Raw genomic sequence first — 14,021 nt, forward strand, 5'->3', positions numbered from 1 at the left:
GTTATATCCTTATGAATGAAAGATATCTCTACACCTGATGGGATTTTACTTACCTAAAAAAACCATCCCACTCCATTCATTTTTGGTTGGTAGTGTGACTGCTTAAATAAAAACAGTGAAGGTTTTTTTAAATTAATCAGATTAGTTGCATTATTTTTCCATTAACAATGCCAATTATTAATAGAGTTTTATGGTAATACAGAAGGGGATTAACTATCAGCAACTCGCGTTACCAGGTGACAGTGAACGCGAGTTACTTCATAGCACGTAGTTTTACCTGAAATGAATAAAACTACGCGTCAGGCACGGGTCGCAATCAGAATCGCGGAGGCTTTGATCAGCGCAAGCACACGGCTGCCCTGCGTCAGCTTCATCTCTTCCTGGCTTTCGTTGGTGACGACGGCGACAATTTCAAACCCGGCGTCAGTTGCAATGTGCACGGTCGCGTTAACCGCGCCTTCGGTTACGCGGGTGACGCTACCGGCAAATTGGTTACGTGCAGAGAACTTCAGGCCACACTCTTCAGTGGCAAGGGTCACCCACGGCGCTTTGATGAAGGCAATGGCTTCTTTACCGGCAACCAGACCTAATGCTTCTTTACTGCTGTGGGTGACGATCGCCACCAGTTTGACGCCCCCAGCCAGCGTCAATTCGACTTCGTCATTAACGGCACCGGTGGTGACGGCGCTGACCGTGCCAACCAGTTGATTACGTGCTGATACCTGCATAAAAACTCCTTATCTCGCTGATTGATAGCAGTGCCTGATACTTATGTTTGTGCATTAATTCGTAGCGGCGCGATTTATCGCGCTGGATAGCTAATCGCGCAATAAATCGCGCCGCTACATAATATGTCTTAACTGAATAGAATTACGCCGATAATTTGGCTAATTAACAGATCGTGTCCTTAATCATGGCAACATCCCATGCCCGGTTCTGGATCACCACACGATAACCATCGGCATCGACAAACGTGCGCCCGTTAACTTCCCAATAAGGATTAAATGATTCTGTCACGGTAAAACCTGCGGTGATCATCCTGGCACAGACATCTCGCCATTCGTCGTTGTCCGGATAATAAAGAATCAATAAGTCTTCTGCCGTCTGCAATGGCTGAACGGGATGATGATGGCAAACAGTAAACTCCATGTGCCACGCTAACCCTTCCCGACCTAACATGATGCCGCTAAAACCATCATGATCGGTGAAATCAGCAATCTTTTTCATCCCCAATCCCTGGCTGTACATCAGGAAAGCACGTTCGAGGTTGGTGACCGGTTTAGCAATACGCATATGTGCAAACATCTGGCAATCTCCACTGACTTTTCTTCCCCCTAAATTACATCAAACTGATCCAGCCATTTGTCTGTTAGCGCGATAAATCGCGCCGCAACCACCAGAACCGCAGCGAATTCCTCCCGTTAACATTTCTTGCTGTCACGCACTAAAACCATTGCATTACCTGCCAATTGCCTGCAACGTACTCCATCTTAACTTACTTATTTATCAGGGATTTATTTATGGCCAGCTTAACCACATCTCCCGTCACTTATCAGGCAAACGGCAGCACCTTCACCGGTTCCCTCGTTTACCAGAACGACACCAGCCGCGCACGTCCCGGCATCGTGCTGGCACCCAACTGGATGGGTGTCACCCGTATGGCTGAAGACCTTGCCGGGAAAATTGCCGCGCAGGGATTTGTGGTGTTGGTGGCGGACCTTTACGGTGAAGGCAAACGCCCGACTTCAGGTGAAGAAGCGGGCAGCATGATGATGGCAGTGAAAGATACGCCCGCAGAAGTGGCGCGTATGCAGGCGGCGCTGACGGCATTGCTGGAACAGCAGCAGGCTCCGGTAGCACACGATAAACTGGCCGCCGTCGGTTTCTGTTTTGGGGGTCACTGCGCACTGGAACTGGCGCGCAGCGGTGCCGATATCAAAGCCGCCGTGTCGTTCCACGGCTCGCTGGACACCAAAGGTGACTACGCGATGGATTCAATCAAAGGTAGCGTACTGGTGCTGGACGGCGCAGCCGATCCGCTGGTGCCCCGCGAGCAGTTGAATGAATTTGTCCACGAGATGACAGCCCGTCAGATCGACTGGCAACTGGTCAGCTACGCTGGCGCAGCCCACTCCTTTACCGATCCACAGGCCAATAATCCTGGCGTGGCCCAGTACCATCCGCAGGTGGCCGAGCGCGCTTTTACACGCATGTTCGCGTTATTTGCCGAGATCTTTTAACCCTCATTTCATCAGCACCTGAAACTGTGGATTAAATTCATCAAAGATCGGCAATGCCGCAGCACCCAGTGCTGCGGTATCGCTACCGGTCATCCCGGTCTTCAGGCGCGATCCCGTGAGATAACGTCCGCGCACCGACTGATATAACGGCGGCAAACGCTGGACGATTTTATCCAGCAGGGTTGCGGGCATCATGCCGCCAATAATCACACTTTCGGCATCAAAAACGCACTCAAGCATATTGATCGCCTGGCGTAGCGGAGCTAACACGCTGTCGATCCAGCGATCAAATAATGCCGGGTCCACTTCGAGTAAATCGTCGGGCAGGGCGCTCATCGGGTCCAGACCACAAAATTCATAGGCGGCCTGCAACGAAACATACCGCTCCAGACACCCTTTGTTGCCGCAGTAGCACTCACGCCCGTGCGGATCAATCACGATATGCCCCACCTCACCGGCGTTGTGCGCATGGCCGGTATAAATATGGCCGTCGGTGAAGATACCGGCTCCCAGTCCGGTACCGATATAGAGATAAATAAAGGAGTTGAGCTGACGTGCCACGCCGTGGAAACGTTCACCTATCGCCGCGACCGTGGCATCGTTTTCCAGCGTCACTGGTAAACCGCTCATTGCCGCCAGTTCTGTCTCGATATTGACGTTTTCCCAACCGTTCAGCGTGGTGGGACCGACCGACGAGATCCCTTCAACACCAAAAGGTCCGGGCATCACCACCCCTATCCCCAATACTTTCCCCCAGCGCGCGCCCAGTTGCGTTTTGATCTCCGCCAGTACCTCAGCGATGCGCGCTAAAGTGGCATCAGGTTGGGGCTTCTGCACCAGAATAAGGCGACGGAAATGAATTTCGCCGGTTAAATCCACCAGCACGATCAGTAGCGTTTGATGATCAAGATGGATACCGATCGACCAGGCACTGGCTGGATTCAATGTCACCGGGATCGCCGGTTGTCCCCGCCCCTGCTTACGCGGCTGGCGACTGGCGAGCAGCTCCGCTTCTTCCAGTTCCGCTACGATGTTGGAGACGGTTTGCGGGGTTAAGGCGGTAAGTCGCGCCAGCTCAGCGCGCGTCAGTTCACCATGCAGGCGAATGGCTTCGATGATGACGCGCCGGTTGTGCGCACGCGCGTGTTCCAGATTGGTTCCCGAGGTTTTCATCGTCCTTCCTAAGCTCCTGACGCAATCGCATCAATATCTATGATCGGCTACACATTTTCCATGTTGTTCACCTGACAGACGCAAAAATCTGTGCAGAGTTAAGCGCAGTGGCAAGCGAGATGTATGCCCTGGCACGTCACTTGCTTAAGCTAATCGATGTCAGCCGCAGCAATCTGACAACCTGTGCGCGTTATTAAATCAATCAAATTGATTTAATTAAACACCCTCTTTTTGCATTTAGGCGGAGAAAACCATGAAAACCCGATTCACCCCCACGCTGAAAGGATGTTTTGCAGCCCTGCTGTTAGCGAGCGCGGGAAGCGCCTCAGCGGCCACCACGCTTAATGCGTTATTCATGACCCAGGCCGCGTATAGCGAAAATGATATTCGCGCCATGACACAGGAGTTTGAAAAAGCGCACCCGGACGTGCAGGTCAATCTGGAGTTTGTGCCTTACGAAGCGCTGCACGATAAAATCGTCGCCGCACGCGGCGCCGGTGGCAACGGCTATGACGTGGTGTTGTTCGATGCCATCTGGCCGGCTGAATTCACCCGTTTTGACCTGTTGCAGGACGTGAGCAGCCGTATCACCCCGGAAGAAAAATCACAGATCTTCCCCGGAGCGATGAATACCGTGGTGTTCAAAGGGAAGACCCTCGGGATGCCGTGGATCCTCGATACCAAATACCTTTACTACAACAAAGCGATGCTGGAAAAAGCAGGGATCACCACCCTGCCTGAAACCTGGCAACAGGTGATGGATGATGCGCGCACCATCAAACAGAAAAACATCGTGAAATATCCGCTGGTCTGGAGCTGGTCGCAAGCAGAAGCGCTGGTGTGCGATTACACCACCCTGGTCTCTGGCTTTGGTGGCAAGTTCTACCAGAACGGCAAACTGGATTTCTCCAGCCCGGCGTCATTGCAGGCGGTGAAGTTGATGAAAAGCTCGCTGGATGAAGGTTTGAGCAATCCGGCTTCGCGTGAATACCTCGAAGAAGATGTGCGTAAATCCTTCTCCAACGGTGACGCCGCCTTCGCTCTGAACTGGACCTATATGTACAACATGGCGAACGATCCGAAACAGAGCAAAGTCGCTGGTCAGGTCGGTATCATGCCTGCGCCAGGCGATGCGCCGGGTAAAGTCGGCGCGGTTAACGGATCAATGGGCTTAGGCATTGCCAAAGGCAGCAGCCACCCGGAACAGGCATGGGAATACATCAGCTATATGACCTCGCAGCCGGTGCAGAATAAATACGCCACGCTAAGCCTGCCGATCTGGAAAAGCTCCTATCAGGATCCGGCGGTGCTGAAAAATCAGGAAAGCCTGATCGCTGCGGCGGATAAATCACTCAACGTGATGCTGTCACGCCCGGAAACCGCCGACTATTCCCGTCTCTCCAATACCCTGCAACAGCAACTGCAACAGGTGCTGCTGGGCAGTGTGACGCCGGAAGCGGCGATGCAGACGGTGGATAAAAGCGCGGCACGTCTGCATTAAGGGGTCAGTATGCTGAGTTTGCGTCAACGCGAACAGCGGCAGGCATGGGTGCTGCTGGCACCCATGTTACTGGTGATGCTGCTGCTCACCGCCTGGCCTCTGCTACGCACCATCTGGCTGAGTTTCACCGATGCCGCCCTGATTGGCAGCGGTGAAGCCCCCGGCTGGGTTGGACTGGAAAACTACCTGTATGCCATAACCGATGCTGATTTTCAGAGCTCGTTGTGGCGCACCCTGTACTTCACCGTAGTGTCGGTGGCGATTGAAGGGGTGATTGGCGTGCTGGTCGCGCTGCTGCTAAACCAGAAATTTGTCGGCCGCAACATGCTGCGCGTGCTGGTGATTCTGCCGTGGGCGCTACCGACCATCGTCAACGCCATGATGTGGCGACTCAATTTCAACCCGGACTACGGCAGTATCAATGCCCTGTTGACCCAGTTGGGGATTATTGATGGCTACCGCAGTTGGCTGGGATCACCCGATTCCGCGCTTAACGCAGTGATGCTGGCGGATATCTGGAAAAACTACCCGCTGGTGACGTTGTTGGTGCTGGCAGCGCTGCAATCCATTCCTGACGACCTTTATGAAGCGGCACGGCTGGATGGCGCATCAGCATGGCGACGTTTTCGCGCCATTACCTTTCCGGCGATTGTGGGTCCACTCAGCGTTGCCCTGGTACTGCGTATCATCGATGCGTTCAAGATCTTCGACATTATTTACGTCATGACGCGCGGTGGCCCGGTCGATAGCACCAAAACTCTCAGCTTTTACGTCTATCAGGAGTCATTCAGCTATCTGCGTGCCGGCAGCGGTGCCGCCTACGCCATGCTGATGACGCTACTGTGTGCTGTGCTGATCACTATTTACATGTTGTTATTGTGGCGGCAGCGCCGCCGCGGGAGTGCCGATGAAGGCTAAAATACGCACGGTGGCGAAATACCTCGCCGCGCTGCTGGTCGCCGTATCGGTACTGGCACCCATGAGTTGGCTGTTTCTGATGAGCGTTAGCGCGACCAGCGATCTGACGCGCATCCCACTGGAGTGGTTGCCGCGCCAGTGGGATTTCACCCGCTATGGCAGGCTATTGTCGCTGGCACCGGATCAGCCCGGCACGCTGTTTCTGCATGCGCTGGGCAACAGTCTGATCGTCGCCACCGGCGCGACCGTGATTTGCCTGTTGCTGGCGATTCCGGCCGCCTTCAGCTTCTCACGCTATCGTGGACGCGATGGCTGGCTGTTTGCCTCCCTCGCCATCTATATGGTGCCGCCGGTCGCCTTTGTCCTGCCGCTTTACTTCCTGTTGCAGCACTTTGATTTGCTCAACACCCGACCCGGTTTGATCATCGTTTATTGTTCGCTGATTTTGCCGTTTCTGACCTGGATGCTGAAAAACCAGTTCGACACCCTGCCCCAGGATATCGAGCAGGCCGCTCGTCTTGATGGTCTGCGCGTGTGGCAGGTATTGCTGCGCATCACCTTGCCGCTGGCAAAACCGGTCCTGGGCGCTGCGGCGCTGTTTGGCTGGCTGCTGGCATGGGACGAATTTTTCTATGCCCTGCTGTTCACCAGCAACATCGCTGCGCAGACCCTGCCGGTGACCATTGCCGGTTTCACCGCCGGACGTGCCACCGATGACGGTTTAATTGCGGCGGTCGGGATTCTGGCCTCAGTACCGCCCCTGTTTATTGCTATCTGGCTACAAAAAACCCTGGTAAGCGGTCTTGCCAGCGGGGGGAGTAAGGGATGATCAACACAACCACCGCCACCCTTTATGTGGTGGGCAATATCAATGTCGATTTAATTATGGGCACGCTGGATCAGTGGCCACAGCGTGGCACTGAAGTCATGGTCAAACACAGTGAGTTGCGCCCCGGCGGCTCAGCCGGTAACTGCGCGCTGGCGCTGGAGGCAATGCAGGTGCGTCATCGCGCTATCGCCAATCAGGGTGACGATGGCCTCAGCCAGTGGCTGGCAAGCCATTTTCCCCACAGCGCCGCACACTGGCCGCGTAGCCAGTGCGAAACCTCGCTGACGGTAGGCGTCACCCACTCCGACCACGAGCGTTCCTTTATCAGCAACTACGGTCATATTGTGCAGCTCACCGCGCAGCAGGTGCTGGATCAACTGCCGCAGCGGGCGACTGAGGGCGATATCGTGTTGCTGTGCGGCACTTTTCTCTGCCTGCATCTGTATGGCGACTATCCCGCGTTACTCACTGAGCTGCGCCAGCGTGGCTATCTGATTGCTGTCGATACCGGCTGGCCACCGCAGGGTTGGACGGAGGAAGTGCGACAGGATATCGCCCGTTGGCTGCCGCTGTGCGACTGGTTGCTGCTGAACGAAGTGGAAACCCTCGGGCTGGCGGCACAGGCGCAGCTCTCCACCAGCGCAACGCTACTGGCCCGGCAGTTAAGTGGTCGCGGCGGTTGCGTGGTGAAGTGTGGAGAACAGGGCGCGCGCTGCTGGTTGCGCGATCAACAGCTCAGCCAACCCGCCCGTCCGGTTACGGTGGTGGATACCATTGGCGCGGGCGATAGCTTTAACGCCGGGTTTCTCACCGCCCTGCTCCATCAGCAGGACGTTACCGCGGCTCTGCAATGGGGGATTGCGGTAGCCGCGCTGGCGATCAGCACCGCACCACGTCGCTACCCCAACTGGCAACAACTCCAATTTTCGGCAAAGGAACAATAATCATGGCCAGTGTTGAACTGATCAAAGTCGCCAAACGCTACGGCAAACAGTCGGTGCTGCATCCGCTCGATCTGACCATTCCCGATGGCAGTTTTACCGTGCTGGTCGGGCCGTCCGGCTGCGGCAAATCCACGCTGTTACGTTTGCTGGCCGGACTGGAGAGCCTGACCGAAGGCGCCATTTTGATGGACCAGGTGCAGATTAACGATCGCGATCCGGCTGACCGTGATATCGCGATGGTGTTTCAAAGCTATGCGCTGTACCCGCATCTGACGGTAGCGGAAAACCTGGCGTTTCATATGCAGGTGAAAAAGGTCAAACGCGAAGAGCAGCAAAGCAAAATTCAGCGTATCGCTGCCATTCTCGGCATTGATCAGCTATTGCAGCGCTATCCGCGCGCCTTGTCCGGGGGACAACGGCAGCGTGTGGCGATGGGGCGCGCGATGGTGCGCAACCCGCAGGTGTTCCTGTTTGATGAACCGCTCTCCAACCTTGATGCGCAATTACGTATGGAGTTGCGCGCGGAGATTAAATCGCTACATCAGCGCTTTAAAACCACCATGGTGTATGTCACCCATGATCAGGTCGAGGCAATGACGCTGGCAGATCAGATTGTGGTGATGCAGGCTGGTTACATCGTGCAGCAAGGCGCGCCGCTGGAGATTTACGATCGTCCCGCCAACACCTTTGTGGCGCGCTTTATCGGCTCACCGCCGATGAATCTGCTGCCTGCGCAACTGGTGAGCCATGAGGGTGTGCCAGGCGTGCAGTGTCAGGATCTGTGGCAACCGTTGCCGGCACGCTGGCATACGGTGGCGCGCGAGCATGACGGTAAACCGGTTACCATTGGTTTACGTCCACACGATCTGCGCGAAGTGGATAACGGAGCCGCAGCGCGGGTGAATGTGGTGGAAATCACCGGGGAATCGACCCTGTTACATCTCGACTGGCACGGTCACGCGTTACATATGCAGATCGCCGGACGCCACGCCGCCAACAGTGGCGATGAATTGATCCTCGGTTTTAATAGCGAGAAAATACATCTGTTTGATGCTGAGACGGGTTATCGCTTAACCGAATCCGGCCACTGAAAATAAAAAAGCCACCCTCAATATGAGGGTGGCGAAATAAAATTCAGTTAATTAAAAACGCATAACAACGATGTTTTCGCGAACCCTCTTTCCCTAAGCATTGCACGATTTACTATTTTACCAGTACAGATGTTTTCGTCTGTCTTGGTCGTTTAAAGAAACTGTAAAACCCTTTTCATAATGTCCCGTAACGGCGCGATTTATCGCGCTGTTACGGATGTCAACGTGTTAAATCACGCCGTTACCAGGTCTTACCGATATTAAACTGGAACTGCTCAGACTTATCGCCTTCATATTTCTTAATCGGCACGGCATAAGAGAACACCAGAGGTCCCAGTGGCGACTGCCATTGCAGCGCAAGGCCGCTGGAAACACGGATATTGTTCGGATCACCGTAATCCGGAATACCGGCAGCGCGGGTTGCGGCGGTATTTTCCCACTTGGTATCCCATACCGTACCGGCATCAACAAACACCGACGTACGCAGAGAACTTTCATAGCGCTCGCTGACAAACGGCGTCGGCACAATCAGCTCGGCGCTGGCGACTGCCATCGCGTTACCGCCCACCGCATCATCAGATTTTTTCACCGCACAATCACTGTAGCTGCTTTCACTGCCGCTACAGCTATAATACGCCGCTTTCGGACCAATGGTGTTGGAGGAGAAGCCACGCACCGAGCTGGAACCACCGGCATAGAAGTTGTCGTAGAACGGTACGTCTTTACCGCCCAGACCATCGGCGTAACCGGCTTTGGTTCGTCCCATTAACACCCAACGGTGATCGCTACTGAGTGGCAGATAGGCGTTGGCGCTGAGTGTGCTTTTGTAATAGCTGTTGGTCGAACCCGGTACAGTGACTTTGGTGTTAAAACCCGCCGTTACACCCGATGTCGGGAAGAAGCCACGGTCCAGTGAGTTATATCCCCAGCCAACATTCCAGAACACGTCATTGGCACTAAAGGTATTGGAACTGGTGGCGTAATCATCATCGTCGTCGTCATCGGTTTCGATCACTCGCGGATGTATGCCCACAGAACCCAGATAACGCCACATCGCCACCTGCGGTGCCATATTGCTGACACGGTTGTAGACGTAATCAAACCCGGTGTTGATGCTGTTATTTTCGCTGATCGGGAAACTTAATGTGGTGCCCGCCCCTAAACTCTTCAGCGTATATTCAGACAGATCGTCATCATCGGCTTTATAGTCGTTGTAGAACAACTTGCCACCGAGGCTAACGCCATCCACCGTGAAATACGGGTTGGTGGCGGAGACTTCAACATACGTTTGATAATCGTTTTTGGTGCCGCTAAAGCCAACGGTATTACCGGTGCCCATCCAGTTATCCTGGCTGACGCCAAGCTGGAAACTGACGCCACTGTCGGTACCGTAACCAACACCGATATTGAACGAACCGGTGTTGCGCTCTTTGACTTTGTAGACCACATCAACCTGGTCCGGGCTGCCCGGCACACGCTGGGTATCGACGTCCACACTTTCGAAGTAGCCCGTACGGTTCAGACGCTCTTTACCCTGATCAACCAGGTTGTTCGCCAGCCAGGCCCCTTCCATCTGACGCATTTCGCGACGCAGTACGGAATCTTTTGAGGTGTCGTTGCCCTCAAAACGCACCTTACGGACGTAGAAACGGTTGCCAGCATCCACATTGACATGCAGTTTCACCGTCTTATCGGTATCGTTAATTTCCGGCTGAGTGCTGACCTGCGGAAAGGCATAACCATAGCGACCTAACAGATCTTTGATCGCATTTTCATTCTGGGTGATCTTCGCACCGCTATACAGACCCCCTTTTGGGATCTGTGCCAGTTTCTCGATTTCAGCAGAGTGACCCGCCAGATTACCGTTCACCACCACGCCACTAACATGATAAACATCGCCTTCGTGAATATTCACGGTGATGTAAATACCTTTACGGTCCGGTGTCAGACTGACCTGTGTGGAATCAATATTAAAACGGGCGTAGCCACGGTCGAGATAATAACTACGCAGCGTCTCCAGGTCGCCAGCCAGTTTTTGTTTCTGGTATTTTTGATCGGCGATAAAATTCCACCAGGGCACGCTGTCACGCAATTGAAATTGCGTAATCAGTTCATCATCAGAAAAAGCGTGGTTGCCGACAATATTGATCTGCTGAATTTTTGCCGATACACCTTCGGTAAAGATAAATTTCAGATCAACACGGTTACGTGGCAAGGGGGTAACTACCGCTTTGACGCTGGCGGTGTATTTACCCACGCTGTAGTAAAAGTCTTCCAGCCCCTTTTCAATCGAGGAGAGTGTGGTGCGGTCCAGCGCATTCCCGACGCTGACGCCAGACGCTTCCAGGTTTTGTTTCAGTTGATCTTCTTTAATCGCTTTATTGCCGGAGAACGAGATGCTGGCAATCGACGGACGTTCTTTCACTTTAATCAGCAGCGTATCGCCATCACGCAATACCTGCACATCTTCAAAGTTGCCGGTGGCAAACAGGGCACGAATGGTATTTTTGATATCGTCATCGTTAACACGATCGCCGACACGCACTGGCATACTCAGCATCGCCGCACCCGGTGCGACACGCTGTAGTCCATCAAAATGAATATCCCTGAGGGTGAAATCATCTGCACCGAAGGCAGTGGTGGTCACCATAAAGAGTAACCCGGTTAACATCTTTTTCATCTGCTATGAGCCTGCCGCTATTCCTGTGCCTGTGGCGATTGCCTTAATTCCCGCACCACAAAAAACGGGCTGAACACAGGGTTCAGCCCATTGATAGTGGCGTTATGTTCCGGAAAAAAGACCGCTTAGCCAAAGGTAAATTCAGTGAAGCAGGCGTATTTTCGGTTATTTTACAATAAGCTGAAAATCCACTGCTGAAATTACCCCACAAGAATTACGCCCCAGAAACAATTAGCCTTCGGTCACGACCGGCTGAAAGGAGCGACGGCTCAGGCTGGTTAACACCACCAGCACCGCCATTAACATCCATTCGACCATCAACGTCCCGGTGATCGCCATCAGATGCGTACTCTGTAACCAGATCTGTGTGAAGACACCGCCAAGTAACATCGGACCTAAACCCAGTGCCGATTGTTGTACGGTTGAAAGCATCGCGCTGCCCGCTCCCGCCTGATGATGCGGCACGCCAGTCATACCAATACGGTAGAAGGTGCTGACGATAAACGACTGCCCAAAACCAATCAGGACCGTAGAGGGGATCAGCGTGACGATACCCACGTTCGGCCAGGCGTAATGCAGCGTGGCAATCAACAACAGCAAACCGAGCATCTGGATAACACAACCGGTCAGCAACGTGACACGTTTGCCAAAGCGTTCCACCATGCGCGTGCTCTGCATCGACCCGATAAAATAGGCCACGCCAAGCGCAATAAACGCATTACCCGACTCAAAGGCGCTCAACCCCAGTCCTGATTGCAACGTCAGCGCCACGGCAAACATAAAGCCGCTCCAGCAGGAGAAGAACAGCACCGCCATAGTTAAACCAAACCGTACCCCGGGCAGGCGCAACAGCGAAGGCGGCAGCAAAGGTGCGCCTTGTGCGGCCTCCAGGCGTAATGCGCTATGACGCAGGCGATGCAAAAACAGCGGGAACAGCGCCAACAATAAGATGCACGGCCACGACCAGTGCAACACCGGACCCAATGCCAGTGCCAGCATCAGACAACCCACCGCCCCGGCCAGCAGCAGCGTACCGCTAACATCAATCGCCACGCGCTGGCTGTTATGGGTTTCTGGCACAAAGCGGCGTGCAGTTAACAGAACAAACAGGCAGATTGGCAGGTTGATCAGAAACACACTGCGCCAGCCATAACCACCGATGTCGGCTTTAATCAGGAAGCCGCCCAGCACCTGCCCCACAATAAATGCCAGCCCACCGATACCGCCATACAGACCAATGGCGCGCGCATGCGCTCTGCCCTTGAGGGACACATGCAATGTGGCGAGAATCTGTGGCACGATAAATGCAGCCCCAACCCCCTGCAATGCGCGGGCAAACATCAATACTCCGACATGGCTGGCGATGCCGCACAACAGTGAGGCAAAACCAAATGTCCAGACGCCCGCCAGAAATACCCGGCGGCGACCATAGTTATCCCCGAGTCGGCCCCCCATCGCCAGACAGATGGCGAAGGCAATGCCGTAAACTGCCACGATCAACGCCAGCTCAATTGGCGTGGCGTGCAGGCTATGCGCCATCGCGTCGAGTGCGACGTTAACAATTGAAAAATCGATCATGGGCAGCAGTTGCCCGGACAGCAGGACCACCAATCCTGCCCGTTGAAGTTGCGATGATTGCATCGGTTTTACCCTTGTTTTTGTCTTCTGTGAGGCATAGCATCACCTAACCATTAAACGGGTACCAGTTCTTGTTTATCATGGTATAAATTCTACCCGTCTTATCAGGAGTGCCTTCAATGCTCAGCACGCAGCCCATCACTAACACCGCCAATCACAACCGCAAATTGCTCGGGACTTTTCTGCGCACGCGACGCGAAAGTCTCGATCCAAATCGCCTCGGCCTGCCGCGTATGCGCCATCGCCGTACGCCGGGTCTGCGACGTGAGGAAGTGGCACAGCTGGCAGATGTTGGCGTGACCTGGTACACCTGGCTGGAGCAGGGGCGCGATATTAAAGCCTCGCCAAAAACCCTGACGGCGATTGCGACGGCGTTGCAATGCAATGATGTCGAGACACAGCATCTGTTTTCCCTTGCCGGGCATAACCTGCCTTCGGTGCGGGTGGCGGCGGCTTGCTGCAAAATTGCCGAACATAATCAAAAGATGCTGGATGCAATTCAGCTACCCGCCATCATTGAAACCCCGCGTTTCGATATTCTTGGCTATAACGCGGCATGGTGTGCGCTGATGGGGGTGGATCTGGCAGAAATTCCGCCTGAAGATCGTAACTGCATCTGGCTGGCGTTCAATCATCCCGGCTGGCGTGCCGCGATGGCCGACTGGGATGAAGTGATGCCTCAGATGGTGGCGATGTTTCGGGGTCAGATGGGGGAACACCTTGGCGACCCACATTGGGAAAGTTATCTCGCGCGGCTGCTCGCCAGTTCCGATGAATTTGGCCGCACCTGGCAGCGCTACGAGCTGGGCAAGGTGGAAAACCGTGTGAAACGTTTCCGGCGTCCTGGGGTGAGTGAAATGACACTGCGGCAGAATAACTGGTGGTCAGCATCACGTAATGGCGATCGTTTATTGGTGTATGTGCCAGACGATGCGGCCAGCACAGCGGCATTGCAGCAGTTGATTACCCGCGCATAACTGCAATCCGCTGAAAAGTGGTGACCCGGA

Annotated in this window: 12 protein-coding genes; 7 read left to right on the forward strand and 5 right to left on the reverse strand. The window is 54.2% G+C overall.

Features of this window, described 5'->3' with window-relative positions:
• Positions 1–299: 299 nt before the first annotated feature.
• Together AC6I8N_RS22700 and AC6I8N_RS22705 are read right to left on the reverse strand one after the other, a co-directional pair.
• The gene (locus AC6I8N_RS22700; protein ID WP_497830854.1) at positions 300–728 is read right to left on the reverse strand and encodes a TOBE domain-containing protein; all 429 of its coding nucleotides are present in this window, start codon (positions 726–728) and stop codon (positions 300–302) included.
• 163 nt (positions 729–891) lie between these two features.
• Positions 892–1,305: a VOC family protein gene (locus tag AC6I8N_RS22705; RefSeq protein ID WP_497830855.1), complete on the reverse strand. Its 414-nt coding sequence runs from the start codon at positions 1,303–1,305 to the stop codon at positions 892–894.
• A 215-nt stretch (positions 1,306–1,520) separates the two neighbouring features.
• Here AC6I8N_RS22705 and AC6I8N_RS22710 point away from each other — a divergent pair, with 215 nt between their 5' ends.
• Entirely contained in the window at positions 1,521–2,240 is a 720-nt protein-coding gene (locus AC6I8N_RS22710) for a dienelactone hydrolase family protein (protein WP_497830856.1), read from the forward strand.
• 3 nt (positions 2,241–2,243) lie between these two features.
• Here the strand turns inward: AC6I8N_RS22710 and AC6I8N_RS22715 are convergent, their stop codons facing one another.
• Positions 2,244–3,413, reverse strand: a complete 1,170-nt coding sequence (locus AC6I8N_RS22715) for an ROK family protein (protein WP_208726216.1) — start codon at positions 3,411–3,413, stop codon at positions 2,244–2,246.
• Between the two features lie 253 nt (positions 3,414–3,666).
• Between AC6I8N_RS22715 and AC6I8N_RS22720 the strand changes: the two genes are divergently transcribed.
• The 5 genes from AC6I8N_RS22720 to AC6I8N_RS22740 are packed head-to-tail and all read left to right on the forward strand — an operon-like array spanning position 3,667 to position 8,696.
• Positions 3,667–4,914 (forward strand): extracellular solute-binding protein, encoded by a 1,248-nt coding sequence (locus tag AC6I8N_RS22720; RefSeq protein ID WP_415175594.1) that lies wholly within the window; start codon positions 3,667–3,669, stop codon positions 4,912–4,914.
• Between the two features lie 9 nt (positions 4,915–4,923).
• Positions 4,924–5,832 (forward strand): carbohydrate ABC transporter permease, encoded by a 909-nt coding sequence (locus AC6I8N_RS22725; protein WP_497830857.1) that lies wholly within the window; start codon positions 4,924–4,926, stop codon positions 5,830–5,832.
• On the forward strand, positions 5,822–6,661 hold the full coding sequence (locus AC6I8N_RS22730; RefSeq protein ID WP_415175596.1) for a carbohydrate ABC transporter permease: 840 nt from the start codon (positions 5,822–5,824) through the stop codon (positions 6,659–6,661). The genes AC6I8N_RS22725 and AC6I8N_RS22730 overlap by 11 nt, the downstream gene beginning before the upstream one ends.
• Positions 6,658–7,605 carry a carbohydrate kinase family protein gene (locus tag AC6I8N_RS22735; RefSeq protein WP_497830858.1) on the forward strand — a complete coding sequence of 316 codons (948 nt, stop codon included), beginning with the start codon at positions 6,658–6,660 and terminating at the stop codon, positions 7,603–7,605. The genes AC6I8N_RS22730 and AC6I8N_RS22735 overlap by 4 nt, the downstream gene beginning before the upstream one ends.
• A 2-nt stretch (positions 7,606–7,607) precedes the next feature.
• Positions 7,608–8,696: an ABC transporter ATP-binding protein gene (locus AC6I8N_RS22740; protein WP_497830859.1), complete on the forward strand. Its 1,089-nt coding sequence runs from the start codon at positions 7,608–7,610 to the stop codon at positions 8,694–8,696.
• A gap of 241 nt (positions 8,697–8,937) precedes the next feature.
• Here AC6I8N_RS22740 and bamA read toward each other — a convergent pair whose 3' ends face one another.
• Positions 8,938–11,376, reverse strand: a complete 2,439-nt coding sequence (gene bamA / locus AC6I8N_RS22745) for an outer membrane protein assembly factor BamA (RefSeq protein WP_208726199.1) — start codon at positions 11,374–11,376, stop codon at positions 8,938–8,940.
• A 231-nt stretch (positions 11,377–11,607) separates the two neighbouring features.
• Positions 11,608–13,017 (reverse strand): MFS transporter, encoded by a 1,410-nt coding sequence (locus tag AC6I8N_RS22750; RefSeq protein ID WP_497830860.1) that lies wholly within the window; start codon positions 13,015–13,017, stop codon positions 11,608–11,610.
• A gap of 116 nt (positions 13,018–13,133) precedes the next feature.
• On the opposite strand from AC6I8N_RS22750, the gene AC6I8N_RS22755 reads away from it, so the two are divergent.
• The gene (locus AC6I8N_RS22755) at positions 13,134–13,991 is read left to right on the forward strand and encodes a helix-turn-helix transcriptional regulator (protein WP_497830861.1); all 858 of its coding nucleotides are present in this window, start codon (positions 13,134–13,136) and stop codon (positions 13,989–13,991) included.
• The last annotated feature ends 30 nt before the right edge of the window (positions 13,992–14,021 follow it).

It is taken from the genome of Pantoea sp. X-Soil-TKNS-1279 (assembly GCF_059730565.1).